This is a genomic window from Acinetobacter sp. 1124_18A (genome assembly GCF_052824995.1).
Window position 1 is genome coordinate 49038 of the sequence record NZ_VTDF01000011.1, and the last position, 18788, is coordinate 67825.

Here is an 18788-nt window from a genome sequence, read left to right on the forward strand (position 1 = left end):
CTAATAAAAAAATCAATATATTATTGGGCATTCCATTTGGAAGCATGCCCCTTGTTTTTGCTCTACATAAGTGAGCTTTGCATGGTTTGCCTCACAAAAACTATGAGACAAATATAATCCTAAACCAGTTCCATTAATTTCGGTACTAAAAAATGGTTTAAATAATTGAGATATATCACGTTTTGAAACCCCTTCGCCGTAATCGATCACATCAATATAAATTTTATTTGTTTGTGAGTGAATGTTGATCAGAACATGGGGTGAATCGGGGGCATTATGTCGTAAAGCATTCCTGACAAGGTTAATCAGCACTTGTCTGAGTTGTTTCTCGTCAAATAATAATTTTAAGGATGAATCAGAGATTTTAAGCTGTATAGAATGTTTAACATCCGATAGATCTTCGTCTAATAACGTCTTTATGAAGTCATTTAATTCAATCTGGATTGGATGAGTTCTTTCGCTGCTGGCAAGTCCTAAGGTGTCTTGAACAATACTATCGATGCGTTTTGTTTGCTTACCAATCATACGGCGTAAAGTATTTTGCTGCTCTAAATCACTATCTTTAAGTAATTCATTTGCTTGAACAATTGCTGCCAGAGGATTACGGATTTCATGTGCAATACTGGCTGAAAGTTGCCCTAAAGCAGCAAGTTTGAGTTGTTGAGCTTGCTGATTAATGTGTTGTGCATCTTGTAAAATAAGCAGCGTCAATGCTTGTTGCGGCACCACAAGATGCTGCACTTTAATGTTAATAGAGTAAGCCGACAGCCGAGACTCAAAAATAAATCGATCACCTTCTTGTAGGTTATCAAACTTAAGAATTTCAAATAAATCGGGGTGCCATTTAGCTAAAGGATATTTTTCACTGGCAAATTGTGGCGGAATGCCTAACAGAGAGCAGGCAGCCGGATTACTTAGAACTATGTCATAGTTTTCATCTAGAACAAGATAGCCTTCTTCAATTTGTTCCAGAATATAGCGGTTAATATTTTGTAGTTGATAGAGTTCTATTGATTGGTGGAAAGTTAGCGTCTCAAGTAATTTAAAGCGCTGAACAGCAATTTGCCCGATGCCATGCACCACAAAAAATAAGAAGGCTAATAAGGCACTATTACCAATTGTATTTAGATTATTGTAGTCAAATAAACTACCGACAAAGCGTTGATAAATAATGGCAATGACCGCAAGTAATGTAATGAGTAAAGACATTCTTGCGCTGAGTAAAATTGCCGAGGTGAATATAGTAATAACATACAGCAAGCTGAGTTGTAGATTTGGTTCACCTACAGAAAATGTAAGTAAACTCAGGCAGATAACATCAACTACAAAAAATAAAATAAGCTGCTTTGTTGCCTGAGTTGCAACAAACTTAAAACACAAAAGCTGAAGAAGGCTTAATATGGAATAGCCAAGCAGTGTGTAAGAATATAAAGCGGGTTGTTGTAGACTATTGTCTATTTGAGCATCGGTTAAAACCAAAATAATATTGAGGCTAACCGCAATAATAAGACGATATAAACCATACCACGTGCCCAAACGAAAAATCGTATTGGACAACGATGAGTTTAAGGGAAATTGCATATAAGTTTGATTATGGTTTGATCAGACCATACCGAATCGCAAGATGAGTTAGTTTAACATCACTATCGATGGCGAGTTTTTCAAAAATACGGTAGCGGTAAGTATTTACTGTTTTGACACTTACAAAAAGTTTGTCCGCAATTTCTTGAGCGCTAATACAATTTACAACCATCATTGCAACTTGCATTTCTCGTTCGGATAGAGCGTCAAAAGGTGATTGTTGTGTGTCTGATAGATAGGAACTCGCTAACTGCTCAGCAATATCGGCACTGAAGTATTTACCACCTTGCATGACTTTGTTGATTGCTCGAACCATCTCTGTAATTGGAGCACCTTTCGTGATGTAGCCTTTAGCTCCTGCTTTAAGCAAAAGAGAAGGGTAAGGTTCTTCTGATAAGCCACTTACAGCAATAACTTTTGTATCTGGTGCGGTTTGTAGTAAACGACGCGTTGTTTCTACGCCCCCGATGCCTGGCATGTTGACATCAAGTAGCACAACTTGAGGATGTTTCTGACGAACAATAGCAATTGCTTCTTCACCCGATTCGGCTTGTCCAATGACCTCTACATCGGCATGATCTTCTAACATACGGCAAATGCCTGTACGTACAAGTTCATGGTCATCCACAACTAAAACTGTAATCAAGAAGACCTCCTTTCTTTCAAAAAACAAGTTTTTTGTTACATAAAGCAAAATTAGCTTGCAATGGAATGACAAAATTAGCAATCCTATTCTTATATAGTGAGCGAATAGTTGTGCACAATTGTGTCGGTAAAAGCGTTATACCTTATACCTCAAATGTAAGGCATAATTATAGTAAGCGCAAATGTGTATCACCCTGAGTCGAGTATTGTGCCGTGAAAAATTCTAAAAAGTCTTTAATACATGTGCTGAGCATGTCTATTTTGCTTAGTTTGAGTTCAACAAGCTTTGCAGAACTCGTCAATAACCCGTCCTCAGGGAGTGGTGGGAGTGCAAGTTTAAATTGGTCTTCAGCTGACGCTAGCCAACTTTTGAATGATGAAGATGATGAGCCAACTATACAAGGGTCAACATCTGTAACTACAACTTTACGTGGTGGTAATGCACCCAAAGTTGTGGCATCTGCACCAAAATTTGCTCAAATCCGCGATACCTCTGGTTACAATGCTCAGCCGAGTGTAAGTGCTCGCGCTGCGTTAGTGATGGATGCGCAAACTGGTGAAGTATTATTTAGTAAAAATACAAATGCTTCTGTGCCAATTGCATCTATTACCAAGTTAATGACAGCAGTGGTAACAGCAGATGCTCGTTTAAACATGTCAGAAGAAATTATGCTTGAGCAAATTGATTTTGCGGGGGCAAACGGTAAAAATTCAAGTTCAACACTCCGTGTTGGTGACAAGATGAACCGTGCAGAAGTGTTATTGTTTGCTTTAATGAAGTCCGAAAATCCGGCAGCAGCGGCTTTAGCACGTACTTATCCGGGTGGTCGTCCTGCATTCGTTGCTGCAATGAACTCTAAAGCACGTGCTTTAGGTATGAACGCAACTCATTATTATGAATCTACAGGCTTAGATCCACGTAATGTATCTTCTGCGCGTGACTTAGGGATTTTGGCGAGTACAGCATCTCAGTATGGTTTAATTCGTCAATTTTCAACCACACCAACTTATGATTTTAACTTGGGTTATCGCGTGTTGAAATCTAACAATACCAATGCTCTAGTGCGTAATGGTGGTTGGAATATTAACTTGTCTAAAACGGGTTATATTAATGAAGCAGGTCGCTGTGTTGTCATGCATACGACTGTAAACTCGCGTCCAGCCGTGATTGTATTGCTTGGTGAGCCAAGTTCACAAGCACGTAACAATGATGCAACTAACCTATTGAGTTGGTTAAGTAATTTACCAAAACGTATTTAATTTAATTATTCTAAAAACGCTTCTATCAAGAAGCGTTTTTTTATACCTATTAAAAAGACATAAAAAAACGGCTGTGTTGAACAGCCGTTTTTTATGAAAACTCAGATTTTACATGTTAGATAAAATCGAATCTTTTACTTGGCTCATTGTTGCATCAATTGACAACATCACTGCATCAGCACATTGTTTGATTGCAGTATCTGGGTCTTTCAAGCCATTACCAGTCACTGTACATACAATTACAGAACCTTCAGCAATTTTACCTGCTTTAATGTCACGAATCGCACCACCGATAGAAGCAGCAGATGCTGGCTCAACAAATACACCTTCATACATAGAAAGTAAGCGCTGAGCTTCTAAAATCTCGCTGTCTTGAAGTTCATCAAACCAGCCTTTAGAGTCGCGTACTACCGCTTTAGCATGGTTCCAGCTTTGTGGATTACCAATACGGATTGCAGTTGCAACTGTTTCTGGGTTTTCAACTGGAGCGCCACGTAAGAATGGAGCTGCGCCAGAAGCCTGATAACCTACCATTGTTGGTAAACCTTCAGGTTTTGGACCAGTAAACTGATCTGTTGCTGCGTCATAAATAACTTGTTCAAACTGATCAGCAGGTTGATTTGCTACTGCTTCAGTATAGCCCATCCAGTGAGCTGTGATGTTACCTGCGTTACCTACAGGTAAGCAGTGATAATCAGGTGCACGGCCTAAAGCTTCAACGATCTCATAAGCAATGGTTTTTTGGCCTTGCAAACGGTAAGGGTTGATTGAGTTTACAATCGTTACAGGCGCTTGATCAGCAACTTCTTTTACAAGACGCATACCATCATCGAAGTTACCACGGATTTGCATAGTGATCGCACCATACATCATCGCTTGCGCCATTTTACCCATCGCAATTTTGCCTTCTGGAATCAAAACAAACGCTTTGATACCTGCACGTGCAGCATAAGCAGCAGCAGCAGCAGAAGTGTTACCAGTAGATGCACAGATAATCGCTTTAGAGCCTTCTTCAACCGCTTTGGTTACAGCCATGGTCATACCACGGTCTTTAAATGAACCAGTTGGGTTTAAACCCTCATATTTCACATAAATTTCAACATCTTTGCCAATAATACGTGGAATATTCTCTAGTTTAATGAGTGGGGTGTTGCCTTCACCCAAAGAGATAGCACGAGTAGTTGCCGAAACTGGCAAACGGTCACGATAACGATCTACAAGACCAGTATAACGATTGGCATTAGACATGATGGTGTTCCAATTAGAGATGAAGCGGGAGAGGGAATCTTTCCCTCAACCTGATTAACTATCGAGCGATTCTAAACGAATTCTTACGATTTCGCCACGAATTGCAGGTAAGGCTTGAATTTGTGCAAGTGCCTCATCCATTTTAGATTCGACGATTGGATCGGTGAGAATCACGATTGGAATAAGGTCTTTTAAACGGGATTGTTGCATGATGGCATCAATACTAATTCCAGCACGGCTTAAAATTGTAGTGACATCTGCAAGTACGCCAGTTTGATCTTCTGCATTTAAGCGGATGTAATAACCTGTGGTCATTTCTTCACGGCTTAAAATTGGCACATTTGTTAATGCTTCAAAAGCAAGTTGAGGAATAGTTCCAGCACCATCTTCGGTATAAGAAATATCACGGACAATATCAATTACATCGGCAACAACAGCAGAAGCAGTTGGACCAGCACCAGCACCAGCGCCGTAATAGAGTGTAGGGCCTACAGCATGCGCTTGAACTAAAACCGCATTTTTAACACCATTTACATTCGCAATAAGCTGCTCATCTGGAATGAGTGTTGGGTGAACACGTAGTTCAATACCCTTTTCAGCGCGACGCGCAATTCCTAGGTGTTTAATGCGGAAACCGAGATCTTCGGCATATTTCACATCTTGTGCGGTAATTTTGCTAATACCTTCGGTATAGACTTTATCGAACTGAAGCGGAATACCAAACGCACAAGACGCTAAAATTGTAAGTTTGTGCGCAGCATCGATACCTTCAACGTCAAAAGTTGGATCTGCTTCTGCATAGCCAAGTTCTTGAGCTTCTTTTAATACATCATCAAATGCACGACCTTTCTCACGCATTTCGGTCAGAATAAAGTTGCCTGTGCCGTTAATGATACCTGCCAACCATTGAATATGGTTTGCAGCAAGACCTTCACGGATGACTTTAATAATTGGAATACCGCCAGCAACGGCTGCTTCATAAGCGATTTGTACAGCATTATCTTCAGCTGCTTTAAATAGTTCGTTGCCATGTTCAGCGAGTAAAGCTTTATTTGCAGTAACGACTTGTTTGCCGTGTTTGATCGCTTCCATGATGACTTCGTAAGCAGGGTGTATACCACCCATCACTTCAACAACCATATCAACATCTGGTTGACGAACGATATCAAGTAAATCTGCGCTTTGTTTAATCCCTTCTAATTCGAGATCTGGACGAGGGCGGCGTGTTCCAACGTGAGTAATTTGAATTTCTCGACCGGTGCGACGTTTAATTTCAGCGGCATTTTCTTGTAGTAGTTTAAGGGCTCCTCCACCTACGGTTCCTAGACCGAGTATTGCCAGGCGAACTGGTTTCACGTCACACTCCATTCATCATTTAATCATTTAGTTGAAGCTAGATCATAGCTAAAAAAAACGCCAGACTCTAGCGCTTTTAGTGCCTGTTCAATGAATTAGAGTGCGATGTTTGGAAAAGAAGAGTAGATCAGTCTTTAAACACAGGTGGATAAAGTATTAATTAGTGAAAAAACAAAGCGCTGCAATAAGAGCAGCGCTTTTCTTAAGAGATAGATGATTAATCATTCATCAACTTTAAGTGGATTATTTATCCAGACGTTTAATTAATTCATCTGGTGTTAGATATCCACCCAAGTACTCGCCATCAGCATTGTAAATAGCAGGTGTACCATTTACACCCATATTCAAGCCAAGCTGATATTGTTCTCGAACAGGGTTTTTACATTGAGCTGGTGGAATGTTAATACCTTGTACTGCTTGATTAAAGGCAGCTTTACGATCTGCACTACACCATACAGCTTCCATGGTCGGCATAAATTGTTCGCCGCGTGGCCAAGCAATATAACGTACCTCAATACCCTTTTCATTAATTTCGGGTATGTGCTCATGTAGCTTATGGCAATAAGGACAGCTTGCATCAGTAAACACATAGATCACGTGCTTAGCCTTGCCTTTTGCAGGGTAGACAATAAGATCTTCATTTTTTAAAGCGGCAAGATGCTTTTTATTTTCTGATGCTTGAAGTGAGTCACCAATATTATGAAGCTCTTTGCCTCCTAAGCGGATTACATCACCCTGAATTAAATATTTACCATCACTTGTTGTATAAACTGATGTCATCCCTTCAAGATTCACCCAATATAAATTTGGAACTTCAGTCGGTTTGATATCTAAAATTTTGGCGCTGATATTTGCATTCTTAAATTGTTTTTGCAAAGTTTCGATCAAACGCTGCTTGGCATTACGCTCGATAATGGTTGAAGCTTCCCCTGTAGCAGGTGCAGTCGCTGTGAGCGCATCTTCTTTTTGTGGTTTGTTTTCTTTAGAACAAGCACTGAACAAAAGGCTAGATGCCAGAGTACAGGCAAGAAAAATTTGAGAGCGGGTAAAAGACATAGATAACCCTTATTTCATCAGTATTTATAGTCAGAAGCTGCTAAGCATACCAAAAAATCTAACGTGTATTGTTAAAACTTTCTTAACCTTTGTGAACGAAATCAAACGATTGATCTGAAATACTTGCGTGGAGCTTGAAAGCTTTATCATCCTCTAGGGTGATGTTTTTCATGTAGTTGTTGCATTCTTACTTGTGCAACATGTGTATAGATTTGAGTCGTAGATAAATCGCTATGACCCAGTAACATTTGCACGACGCGTAGGTCTGCGCCGTGATTGAGCAGATGCGTTGCGAATGCATGGCGCAAGGTATGAGGTGATAGTTCAGCTTGAATATTGGCTTGTAGCGCATAGCGTTTAATGGCATACCAAAAGTTTTGTCGACTCATAATCCCGCCATGTTGGGTTAAAAAGAGATAGTCAGTCGAGCTTTTATAGAGTTGAGGCCGAGCATTATTCAAATAACGTTCTACCCACTCACAGGCAAATTGTCCTAACGGCACCAAACGCTCTTTATTGCCTTTACCTGTAACACGTAAATAGCCTTGTTTTAAATTAATGAGTTCCAGACGCAAGTTAAGTAATTCTGAAACACGCAAACCACATGCATAAAGCACTTCAAACATTGCTCGGTCACGTAAGCCAAGTGCTGTATTGATATCTGGTGCTTGAATTAGTGATTCGACATCTTCTTCAGATAGATCTTTGGGTAATGCTCGTCCAATTTTTGGAGAGTGGTGGGTCGCAACCGGATTGTCACTACGTAACTTCTGTTCACGTAAAAATTTGTAAAATTGACGTAGGGCAGATAAGCAGCGGGCAATTGAGCGAGGGCTTTTTCCTGCTTTGGTCAGTTCAATAAGAACATCGGCGATGTCATCACTTGTCCACTGTGGAAGAGCTGTTTTTTTATGAAGTTCGCTGCATTGAATGAGGTCTGATAAATAAGCATTTCGTGTATGAGGACTTACTGTCTGTGCAACTAAATAGTCGCGGAAACCTTGTAAAAAGCTTAAATGTTCAGGAATTTGAACAGGGCTTGGAATACGCGGTTTCTTATTTAACATACACTAGATCCTCTAAACCTCTGTACTGTAAAAGAAACTTTAAGGTTTGTCGATTAAACTCAATAAGAAGTGAAATTTAACCTTATTTGGTAATTATTCTCATTTATATGTATACTAGAAAAAAAGGTTTAGGATCGGATGCGGTGCGTTTATCAGCTTTAAAAGTGAAGCAAGCGGCGACCATCACCAAAGTGAATCGGATATCAATAGAGTCCGAGCAGCAAGATTTGGTCGCAATTCGTTTGGAGAGTCTGGGCTTTGTGCCAGGCACACGAGTGGAAGTGATTACCAAGGGTATTTTTGGTGGTGATCCGATCTTGATCCAAATTGGCTTTACTCGTTTCGCTTTACGTAAAGCAGAAGCGGACAAAATCGAAATTCAAGTAGAAGAAGGAGTACCCGCATGAGTGATGCGTTACGTATTGCCCTTGTGGGAAATCCAAACTGTGGTAAAACCTCTCTTTTTAACCATTTAACTGGAACTCGACAAAAAGTCGCAAACTATGCGGGCGTAACGGTCGAGCGTAAAGTAGGTCATTTTCAGTTACCTTCAGGGCGTGCAGTGCGTGTACTCGATTTACCGGGTACATATAGTCTAAATGCAACCAGTCCTGATGAGGTTATTACCCGTGATGTTTGCTTGGGTAAGATTGCCGAAGAAGGTCAGCAAGATGCCTTTTTATGTGTGGTCGATGCGACTAACTTAAAATTGCATTTAGGACTAGTGCTCGAAATGATCGAGCTTGGCCGTCCGATTTTACTTGTACTGAATATGATGGATGAAGCGCGTCGTCGTGGCATCCAAATTAATACTCAAAAGTTGTCTCAACGTTTGGGTGTAGCAGTCGTTGAAACAGTTGCTGTTCGTAATGCGGGTATTGAAAATTTATTACATGCCCTTGATCAAGAAAAATACAGTGTGCCACAGACCGAACTGAGTGGTTTGACTGGAACTCATCATCAAAAAATCGATATGATTTTTAAAGATGTTGTTCAATATGTCGATCAGGGAGATAAGCGTACTGATTTTCTAGATCGAATTTTCTTACACCCAGTTTTAGGCCTATTTAGCCTTGCACTCATGATGTTTATTGTGTTCCAAGCAGTTTTTGCTTGGGCAGCTCCGTTCATGGATGGCATTGAAGGCTTCTTTGGCTGGTTAGGTGAAGTGGTGGGAACTGTGATTACACAGCCACTACTGCATAGTTTGGTTGTTGACGGAATTATTGCGGGTGCAGGTGGCGTAGTTGTGTTCTTGCCACAAATTTTAATCTTGTTCTTCTTCATTTTAGTATTAGAAGAATCGGGTTATTTACCACGTGCAGCATTCTTGCTTGATAAATTAATGTTTCAAGCGGGTCTAAGCGGACGCGCTTTCATTCCTTTACTTTCAAGCTTTGCTTGTGCAGTACCGGGAATTATGGCAACCCGTAGTATTAGTGACCCTCGTGATCGTTTTACGACCATTATGGTTGCGCCTTTAATGACCTGTTCGGCACGTTTACCCGTATATGCTTTGCTGATTGCAGCATTTATTCCAGAAAAAATGATCTGGGGTATTTTCAACTTACAAGGTCTGGTGCTATTTGGTCTGTATATGGCTGGGATTGTGAGTGCTCTTTGCGTTTCATTTTTAATGAAGTTTTTGCAAAAAGATAAGTCTCAACATGCTTTATTGCTAGAGCTACCGAGTTATCGTTTCCCTGATTTAAAAAGTGTGGGAATCGGTTTGCTGGACCGTGCAAAGATCTTCTTAAAACGTGTCGGCGGAATCATTTTTGCGCTCTCTATTTTGCTCTGGTTTTTGTGTACTTTCCCACAACCACCAGAAGGGGCGACATTACCTGCGATAGATTATAGTTTTGCCGGTATGCTCGGACATCTTATTCAACCTTTATTTGCTCCAATTGGTTTTAACTGGCAAATCTGTATTGCTTTGATTCCAGCTATGGCAGCGCGTGAAGTTGTGGTTGCAGCATTAGGTACGGTTTATGCCTTGTCTGCAACGAGTGACGATGCGGTAGCTCAAGGTTTGTCGCATCTGATTAGTGCAGATGGCTCGGGCTGGTCTTTGGCCACAGGATTGTCGCTTTTAGTGTGGTTCATTTATGCCCCACATTGTTTGGCTACATTGGCAACAGTACGCCGTGAAACAGGTTCATGGAAACATGTTGCTGTCATGACTGCCTATCTGTTCGGTTTAGCTTATTTGGCATCGTTTGTTACCTATCAAATTGCTTCCCACTATTGGGGTTAAGGCAAGAAAGGAGGTTGTATATGATTCAATATCTGATTATTGCGGTTCTAGTGATTTGGAGTGCTGTAGTTGTTTTTAAGAAAGTATTTCCAAAAACAGCAAATTCAGTCTTTTCTACACTCTCTGCATTTTGTGAAAAGCAGGGTTGGACAGCTTTGGCAAAATGGCTTAAGCCACAAATGACCTTTGGCTGTGCTGGTGGCTGTGGTTGTTCAAGCGAAGATAAACCTACGAATACAGTTCAAGAAATTAAGCCGATTAAATGGCAATAAATTTAGTATTTCTTGTTTCGTCTAAAAAGCCATCATATTGATGGCTTTTTTACGCACTGACACAAAAAAAGATGAATAAAGTTCAAACTGAAAAAGCATTCAAAACAGCAAAGTGCTAACATTTTTGCCATTCTGTCGATTGATAAATTGTGGGGCAAAAATGTTAATACAACGTGGTGGATTAAAAGTTGTCGCAGGCTTGGGAATATCAGGCGTTTCTGCTGTTAATTTCCTGCATGAACAAGGCTACCAAGTTGCAGTAACGGACTCTCGTCCAACCCCTCCTGGTCATGACCAGATTCCAGCTGGCGTTAAAACCAGTTTCGGTCAACTTGACCAAGAATTATTATTACAAGCAGAAGAAATTATTTTAAGCCCAGGCCTTGCACCGCAATTACCAGAAATTCAGGCAGCTATTGCTCAAGGTATTTCAGTGGTAGGCGACATTCAATTATTACGCCGTGCGACAGAAGTGCCTATTGTGGCTATTACGGGTTCTAATGCTAAAAGTACAGTAACGACCTTAATTGGCCTAATGGCTAAAGATGCAGGTAAAAAAGTTGCTGTGGGTGGAAACCTAGGACGCCCAGCTCTAGACTTACTAAAAGATCAACCAGAGTTGCTTGTACTTGAGCTCTCAAGTTTCCAGTTAGAAACCACATCTCATTTAAATGCTGAGGTTGCTGTAGTTCTTAACATGAGTGAAGACCATCTAGATCGTCATGGCGATATGTGGGGCTACCATCAAGCAAAACATCGTATTTTCCAAGGCGTTAAAAAAGTCATATTTAATCGTGATGATGCTTTAAGTCGCCCTCTTGTTCCAGATACAACACCAATGGAAAGCTTTGGTCTAAATGCACCAGACTTAAATCAATATGGTGTTTTAAGAGATGGTGATGGCACGCTTTGGCTTGCACGTGGTTTGCAGCGTTTAATTAAAAGCTCAGATTTATATATTCAAGGTATGCACAACGTAGCCAACGCTTTGGCTTGTTTAGCATTAGGTGAAGCAATTGGTTTGCCTATGGAATCTATGCTTGAAACGTTAAAACAATTTAAAGGATTAGAGCACCGCTGTGAGTACGTGAGAACTGTACATGATGTGCGTTATTACAATGACTCTAAAGGAACCAACGTTGGTGCTACACTTGCAGCAATTGATGGTTTAGGCGCTGCAATTGAGGTTAAGAAAGGGAAGGTTGCTTTGATTTTAGGTGGGCAGGGTAAAGGTCAAGATTTTGGTCCATTACGTTCTTCTATCGAAAAATATGCCAAAGTTGTGGTATTGATTGGTGAAGATGCTCCGGTTATTGAACAATCAATTCAGGGCGCAACTAAAATTTTGCATGCAGCAACGCTCAAAGAAGCTGTAGAGCTGTGTCAACGTGAAACACAAGCTGAAGATGTGGTGTTGTTATCACCAGCCTGTGCAAGTTTTGATATGTTTAAAAGTTATAATGACCGTGGTCAGCAGTTTGTTGCCTGCGTCAATTCGTTGGTTTAAAGAAAACATGATTAGGAATGTTGTATGGCAGGCTTAGCTCAGACCACAATCCAGAAAATCAATCATTGGTATGAACGGATATTGCCTAAATGGCCAGCGGAAGTGACGCCACGTAATGTCCTGATTTTCTGTGTCGTTGCATTATTGTGTATCGGTTCAGTGATGGTCGCATCTGCTTCGATGCCCTATGCTGAATATATGCATGAAAACCCGTTTCACTATGTGATTCGTCATGGTATTTCGATTGTCGCTGCGGCTGTGGTGGCTTATTTGACCTATCGGATATCACTTAATACGTGGTTTAAAAATACTTTCCCGTTGTGGTTATTGACCATGGTTCTTTTACTTGCTGCTTTGGTGGTGGGTTCAGAAGTCAACGGTTCTACACGTTGGATTAAGATCGGTGGCTTTACTTTGCAGCCAACCGAGGTTGCCAAAGTCATGATGGCAATCTTTACCGCAGACTACGTTGTGCGCCGTGCCAAAGAGGTTCGTACTCATTGGAAAGGCTTATTACGTTTAAGTGGGGTCATGGCAATCACGGTCGGTTTGATTATTGCTGAGCCTGACTTGGGTGCTACGATCGTAATTGTATTGATGATGGTCGGGGTGTTCTTTTTAGCTGGTGCGCCGCCAACACAGTTCTTAATTATGTTGGGTGCGATTGTAACCGGTATTGTCTTTTTAATTTTGTTTGAGCCTTATCGTTTCCAGCGTTTGATTTCATTTACTGACCCTTGGGCAGACCCATTAGGGGTTGGTTACCAGTTATCAAATGCATTAATGGCCTTTGGTCGTGGTGAATGGTTTGGTACAGGCCTAGGACATAGTGTCCAAAAGCTATCTTATTTACCTGAAGCGCATACTGACTTCATGTTGGCAGTGTTAGGTGAAGAGTTTGGTTTCTTTGGTATTTCTATTGTCATTGGTTTGTCTTTCTTGATGTTGGCATGCTGTATCAAAATTGGTCATCGTGCATTGAAACATCATTACCTTCGCGCAGGTTATTTGGCGTACGGCATTAGTATTATTTTCTTGCTCCAGATTTTGGTAAATGCGGGCATGAATATGGGTTTGATGCCGACTAAAGGTTTGACTCTGCCATTTATTAGTTATGGTGGTACATCTTTAATGATGTGTGCTGCGATGATTAGCTTGATCTTAAAGATTGATGCTTCAACCCAAGAAGTGAACCCAGAAAGGGAAGAATCAAACTTCTAATTGAACTTTTAGGCATGAGAAAACCCGATTTGATATCGGGTTTTTTTATTTATAGGTAGGTTCCACTCAGCTGCTCTACATGTGGAATTAAATCTACATTCCACTGCGCTACTGCTTGTTTAAGCATAACTTTAGGCTGGTCTAAATCAACGTTAGGTTGTCCTAGTGCTTGTATTGCTTGTTGCAGCAATTGAGGAGCTTTTGACAAATCGAGTGCTTGAGCAAGGTTTTGCTTAGAAAGCTTTTGCCCTTGATCGTTCATGGCGAGGGGAAGGTGCATATAGCTCAGTTTAGGGTAACCTAGGAGCTCACCAAGCCAGATCTGCCGTTCAGTATTATCTAATAGGTCTGAGCCTCGAACGACATGGGTGACGCCTTGCAGATAATCATCAACGACTACGGCAAGTTGATAGTTAATAATCCCGTCACGGCGTTTAAGAACAAAGTCTCCAAGGTCGTGTTGCAGATTAGAACAATGAGTTCCTTGTAGTCGGTCATCAAAACAGATTTGCTGATCTTGAACTTTTACCCGAATCGCTTGACCTTGAAAATCAAGATTTAGATTGCGACAAGTCCCTGTATAGATTGCATTTGAACCCAACATTTTGCGTGTACATTGACAAGCATAGACAAGACCCTCTTTTTTAAGTTGGTCTAATACGCTTTCATAAATGTCTAAACGGTTTTTTTGAAAGATGATTTCTGCATCGGGTTCGAACTGGAAGGCTTCCAGTGATGTGAGAATATGATCTTCACTGCCGGGATAAATACGAGGGATATCTGTGTCTTCGACACGAACGAGCCATGTGCCATGATGGACCTTTGCATCACAATAACTGGCAACGGCAGTAATGAGTGATCCAAAATGCAAAGGGCCGGTTGGCGATGGCGCAAACCGACCTGAATATGCAAAGCTAGGTTTCTCTTTAGGAGTTACCTTGGTCATATTAACCGTTATTTTGCTTCTCTTTGATTTCTGCCAAAGTTTTGCAATCAATACATAAAGTTGCCGTTGGACGTGCTTCTAAACGACGTAAGCCGATTTCGATACCACACGTTTCACAGAAACCATAGTCTTCATTTTTAATGGCTTCCATAGATTGTTCGATTTTACGAATTAACTTACGTTCACGGTCACGTGTACGCAATTCAATTGCAAACTCTTCTTCTTGGGTAGCACGGTCATTTACATCTGGCAATGCAGTTGATTCGTCTTGCATCGTATTCAACGTACGATCAACTTCAGACATCAATTCAGCTTTCCATGCTTGCAGAATTTGTCGGAAATGCTCGAGCTGTCCTTCAGACATGTACTCTTCATTTTTCTTAGGTTGATAAGGTGCAATACCAAATAAACTTGCAGTTGTGCCTATATCAGAAGTTTTAGGTTTCACTTTACGTGCACGTTTTGCAGAAGCTTTTTCACCTTCCACTACAACTTCTGTATGTTCATCCAAAACTTGGTTGTGGTTGTCATTCGCCATAATAGGGCATTCCTCATCATACACGTATTATCTATACGCAAAAAATATGGTGATATGCAAGTGTTTTTATAGAAAACCATCGATGGATTTTACCATCGGGTCGTCATCATATAGATTTTTCCTGCAAGATGATAGTCATTCCGACCCGTAAATATTTTCAAAACGTGTTTACCCTAGTCATAATTGCATATAAGCATATAAAAAATAGAGCTAATAGCCTGAAATATCAGTATTTATAAGGCCCTGAAAATTTTCAAGACGGAAGACTTCGGTTTCAAAACTACCATCGTTTTTTAGACGAATGTAACGGTAGCCGGGAGCATTTTGGTCTAGGGCAAAGTCATTACTAAACGGTTTAAACTGAACACTGGTCGATGGGGTCGAGAAAAATTCGATCCCTTGCCAAGTGTTGAGTGAGTCTTGGTGAACATGCCCGCAGACTAAAGCTTTTACATTTTTAAATGGAGCTAATGTTGTAAGCAACGCATTAGAATTTTGTAACTTGTGATGATCAATCCATTTGGATTTCATTGCAAAAGGATGATGATGACAAGCCAATAAAACAGGGTTATCTGAAAATTCTTCGAGTAATGTCGCTAAATTTTGTAGTTGTTCTGGTGACAGGTGTCCATCAATCTGACCTTGTACCGCACTATTTAATAAAATAACACGCCAGTTTCCTAAGCCAATCACCACAGGTTCCTGATGGTTTTCTTTATGCAATGGAAAATGGTCAACGTTATCATGATTACCCAGTGTCTGAAAAAATGGCAGACCTAACGTTTGCATATATTGAATATAACGTTTGTACGTAATAGGCGTTGGTGCTTGAGCCAGATCTCCAGTATGGATAATGGCATCAGTTTCAGGATGTTTTTTCAGAATCTGTTGAATAATTGCATGAAAACTTTCTTCAGGATTCATCCCCACAAATTCTAAGTGCGGATACTCCAATAAGTGAGTATCGGTAATTTGTATAATGACATGGTCTTTTTGTGAAAGTGTTGAGACTTGAAAAGTCACCGTCCTACCTCGTCGGATTTTATTATCGTTGTGATGTGTTGAGACAGCCATTGTAATGTCATAATGACAGGAGCATTTCTTAAACGTCCGCTGTCGAGTAACGTCTGGATTTCAGTATAATTAAATAAGTGCAGTTGAATATTTTCACCCTCATTATCTACACCAAAAACGCCGCCTTCAGCAGGTAAATCGGTTTCGCTAACATAGAGATGAAATAACTCTGAACACGCACCAGCTGACGGATAAAAACTAAATAGATGTTGTAAATCCTGAACTGCACACCCTGACTCTTCGAGGCTCTCTCGACGAATACAATTCTCGGGTGTTTCATCACCGTCTAACACGCCTGCGATTATTTCCAGTTGCCATGGGGAGTGAGGGTCATCTAAAGCGCCAACACGAAACTGTTCAATCAATGCGAACTGTTGTCTTTGATCGTTGTAAAGTAGAACGCCAGCCGCTTCAGGTCGATGAACAAGTTCACGCTGCAATACATGGGTATATTCAGTTTGATTAAATAGACGATGTCGAAGGCTGACTTTTTCAACTTGAATAAAACCACGGAATAGAGATTCGCGTGATGTTACTTCGACATCTTTAGATGTATAACTTGGACGTTCAACAATACTCATGATTCGATCAGGACGAAATCTATTTATTTCATCCTAACCGAGAATCATGGCTAGGCAAGTGTTTTTTTTGAATATTTACACTTTATGATACAGTTTTTGACCTTGTTCTTGATAAACCTCTTTCATGGCTTTGAGGCCTTCTTCAACCTCTGAATTACTATTAGTGAGGTTGTTGGCATAGTCACGAACATTCTGGGTGATTTTCATCGAGCAGAACTTTGGTCCACACATTGAACAGAAGTGAGCAGATTTATGAGCCTCTTTTGGTAAGGTTTCATCATGCATGCTACGCGCTGTATCTGGGTCTAGACTTAAGTTGAACTGATCATCCCAACGGAACTCAAAACGTGCTTTTGACAAGGCATTATCGCGAACTTGAGCACCCGGATGGCCTTTCGCAAGGTCAGCAGCATGTGCCGCAAGCTTGTAGGTAATAATCCCGTCTTTAACATCTTTTTTGTTTGGTAAACCCAAATGTTCTTTCGGTGTGACATAACAAAGCATTGCTGTGCCGTACCAACCAATCATGGCTGCACCAATTGCAGATGTAATGTGATCATAACCCGGAGCGATATCTGTTGTTAAAGGCCCAAGCGTATAGAATGGCGCCTCTTTACAAACTTCTAGCTGCAAGTCCATGTTTTCTTTAATCATGTGCATTGGCACGTGACCCGGGCCTTCAATCATGACTTGAACATCATGTTCCCATGCACGATGAGTGAGTTCACCGAGTGTTTTAAGTTCACTGAACTGTGCTTCGTCATTCGCATCTTGAATACAGCCCGGACGTAAGCCATCACCTAAACTAAATGAAACATCGTAGGCTTTCATGATTTCACAGATTTCATCGAAATGAGTGTATAGGAAGTTTTCTTCATGATGTGCTAGACACCACTGCGCCATGATTGAACCACCACGAGACACAATACCCGTTAAGCGATTTGCTGTAAGTGGCACATAGCGAAGCAATACACCTGCGTGAATCGTGAAATAATCAACGCCTTGTTCAGCTTGTTCAATAAGCGTGTCTTTAAAGATTTCCCAAGTCAGGTCCTCTGCAACACCATCCACTTTTTCAAGTGCTTGATAAATTGGTACGGTGCCGATTGGAACAGGTGAGTTACGAATAATCCATTCACGTGTTTCATGAATATTTTTACCCGTCGACAAATCCATAATGGTGTCAGCACCCCAACGGGTTGCCCATGTCATTTTCGCAACTTCTTCATCAATTGAAGAACCAAGCGCTGAGTTACCAATGTTGGCATTAATTTTAACCAGGAAGTTACGACCAATAATCATTGGTTCAAGTTCTGGATGGTTAATGTTTGCAGGAATAATGGCGCGACCTTCAGCAACCTCTTGGCGAACGAATTCAGGTGTGATTTCTTTTAAATTTTTTGCACCAAAATTTTGTCCCGGATGCTGGCGCGTATCAACACCTTCACGCTGGCGCTGATTTTCACGGATTGCAATATATTCCATTTCAGGTGTGATAATACCTTGTTTGGCATAGTGCATTTGAGAGACATTTTTGCCAGCTTTGGCACGGCGCGGGTTTTGAATGTGGGCAAATCGAATATCTGCGGTACGGATGTCTTTTAAACGTTCTTGACCAAACGTTGAAGTTAAACCAGAAAGTACGTCAGTATCGTTGCGTTCTTCAATCCAGTTTTGGCGAACTGAAGGTAAACCTTTGTCTAAATCAATTTGAACATTTGGGTCGGTATAAACACCTGAAGTGTCATAGACCATAACAGGGGGATTATGTTCGCCACCAAGACCAGTAGGGGTATCGGTGAGAGAAATTTCCCGCATTGGAACCTGAATGTCAGGGCGAGAGCCTTCAATATAAACTTTTTTTGAAGCGGGTAAGATGCGAGTTAAATCTTTTGCATCTTGTTCATGTTGCGCTGAAATTTCAACAGAAGAGAGATTCGTTAACTGGTTCATTACATGATCCTTATGAATAACATCAACGAATCAAGCACGACCAAAAACGATGGCGGATTTATCTTTACTAGATAAATTTGAGGCTTTAGTTTTTAGATGGCTTGATTCCTACGCAGGTCTTAACCTGATCAGGTTCAACGGTACTTGTGATCAAACTTGTGTTGCTATAACACAAAATTTACACAATCTCAGCGAGTTATTACTCGCGCTCCGTCAAGCGATTTAC

The 18788-nt window shown here is 40.8% G+C and carries 17 protein-coding genes and 1 riboswitch; of the genes, 6 read left to right on the forward strand and 11 right to left on the reverse strand.

Annotation, left to right across the window (positions count from 1 at the left end; genetic code table 11):
* Positions 1–12 precede the first annotated feature (12 nt).
* Both FY048_RS17150 and gacA read right to left on the reverse strand, forming a co-directional pair.
* Complete coding sequence (locus FY048_RS17150) at positions 13–1581, reverse strand: sensor histidine kinase (RefSeq protein WP_446091940.1); 1569 nt, start codon at positions 1579–1581, stop codon at positions 13–15.
* 10 nt (positions 1582–1591) lie between these two features.
* Positions 1592–2227 carry a response regulator transcription factor GacA gene (gene gacA / locus FY048_RS17155; protein WP_003654436.1) on the reverse strand — a complete coding sequence of 212 codons (636 nt, stop codon included), beginning with the start codon at positions 2225–2227 and terminating at the stop codon, positions 1592–1594.
* A 212-nt stretch (positions 2228–2439) separates the two neighbouring features.
* Between gacA and pbpG the strand changes: the two genes are divergently transcribed.
* Positions 2440–3486, forward strand: coding sequence for a D-alanyl-D-alanine endopeptidase PBP7/8 (gene pbpG, locus FY048_RS17160; RefSeq protein ID WP_003654437.1), 1047 nt, complete (start codon positions 2440–2442; stop codon positions 3484–3486).
* A gap of 108 nt (positions 3487–3594) precedes the next feature.
* On the opposite strand, the gene thrC is transcribed toward pbpG, so the two are convergent.
* The 4 genes from thrC to xerD all read right to left on the reverse strand — a co-directional run bounded on the left by thrC (position 3595) and on the right by xerD (position 8213).
* Positions 3595–4734, reverse strand: coding sequence for a threonine synthase (gene thrC, locus FY048_RS17165; protein ID WP_003654438.1), 1140 nt, complete (start codon positions 4732–4734; stop codon positions 3595–3597).
* A 54-nt stretch (positions 4735–4788) separates the two neighbouring features.
* Positions 4789–6090, reverse strand: a complete 1302-nt coding sequence (locus FY048_RS17170) for a homoserine dehydrogenase (protein WP_004640662.1) — start codon at positions 6088–6090, stop codon at positions 4789–4791.
* 243 nt (positions 6091–6333) lie between these two features.
* Entirely contained in the window at positions 6334–7146 is an 813-nt protein-coding gene (locus tag FY048_RS17175; RefSeq protein WP_056484281.1) for a DsbC family protein, read from the reverse strand.
* 146 nt (positions 7147–7292) lie between these two features.
* A complete protein-coding gene (gene xerD, locus FY048_RS17180; protein WP_446091941.1) occupies positions 7293–8213 on the reverse strand; it encodes a site-specific tyrosine recombinase XerD in 921 nt (306 codons plus the stop codon).
* 143 nt (positions 8214–8356) lie between these two features.
* Here xerD and FY048_RS17185 point away from each other — a divergent pair, with 143 nt between their 5' ends.
* From FY048_RS17185 to ftsW, 5 genes are all read left to right on the forward strand, one after another.
* The gene (locus tag FY048_RS17185) at positions 8357–8620 is read left to right on the forward strand and encodes a FeoA family protein (RefSeq protein ID WP_446091942.1); all 264 of its coding nucleotides are present in this window, start codon (positions 8357–8359) and stop codon (positions 8618–8620) included.
* Positions 8617–10470: a ferrous iron transporter B gene (gene feoB / locus FY048_RS17190; protein ID WP_205470001.1), complete on the forward strand. Its 1854-nt coding sequence runs from the start codon at positions 8617–8619 to the stop codon at positions 10468–10470. Before FY048_RS17185 ends, feoB begins: the two co-directional genes overlap by 4 nt.
* 20 nt (positions 10471–10490) lie before the next feature.
* On the forward strand, positions 10491–10742 hold the full coding sequence (locus FY048_RS17195; RefSeq protein WP_446091943.1) for a DUF6587 family protein: 252 nt from the start codon (positions 10491–10493) through the stop codon (positions 10740–10742).
* 160 nt (positions 10743–10902) lie between these two features.
* Positions 10903–12249, forward strand: coding sequence for a UDP-N-acetylmuramoyl-L-alanine--D-glutamate ligase (murD, locus tag FY048_RS17200; RefSeq protein ID WP_446091944.1), 1347 nt, complete (start codon positions 10903–10905; stop codon positions 12247–12249).
* Between the two features lie 24 nt (positions 12250–12273).
* Entirely contained in the window at positions 12274–13470 is a 1197-nt protein-coding gene (gene ftsW, locus FY048_RS17205; RefSeq protein WP_004795141.1) for a putative lipid II flippase FtsW, read from the forward strand.
* Between the two features lie 49 nt (positions 13471–13519).
* Here ftsW and gluQRS read toward each other — a convergent pair whose 3' ends face one another.
* The 5 genes from gluQRS to thiC all read right to left on the reverse strand — a co-directional run bounded on the left by gluQRS (position 13520) and on the right by thiC (position 18562).
* On the reverse strand, positions 13520–14416 hold the full coding sequence (gene gluQRS / locus FY048_RS17210) for a tRNA glutamyl-Q(34) synthetase GluQRS (protein ID WP_446091945.1): 897 nt from the start codon (positions 14414–14416) through the stop codon (positions 13520–13522).
* 1 nt (position 14417) lies between these two features.
* Positions 14418–14954: an RNA polymerase-binding protein DksA gene (gene dksA / locus FY048_RS17215; protein WP_004640678.1), complete on the reverse strand. Its 537-nt coding sequence runs from the start codon at positions 14952–14954 to the stop codon at positions 14418–14420.
* A gap of 210 nt (positions 14955–15164) precedes the next feature.
* The gene (gene cpdA / locus FY048_RS17220; protein WP_005037307.1) at positions 15165–15977 is read right to left on the reverse strand and encodes a 3',5'-cyclic-AMP phosphodiesterase; all 813 of its coding nucleotides are present in this window, start codon (positions 15975–15977) and stop codon (positions 15165–15167) included.
* The gene (locus FY048_RS17225; protein WP_446091946.1) at positions 15974–16609 is read right to left on the reverse strand and encodes an NUDIX domain-containing protein; all 636 of its coding nucleotides are present in this window, start codon (positions 16607–16609) and stop codon (positions 15974–15976) included. Before FY048_RS17225 ends, cpdA begins: the two co-directional genes overlap by 4 nt.
* Before the next feature lie 75 nt (positions 16610–16684).
* The gene (thiC, locus tag FY048_RS17230) at positions 16685–18562 is read right to left on the reverse strand and encodes a phosphomethylpyrimidine synthase ThiC (protein WP_174727247.1); all 1878 of its coding nucleotides are present in this window, start codon (positions 18560–18562) and stop codon (positions 16685–16687) included.
* 88 nt (positions 18563–18650) lie between these two features.
* Positions 18651–18785: riboswitch (TPP riboswitch) on the reverse strand.
* Between the last annotated feature and the right edge of the window lie 3 nt (positions 18786–18788).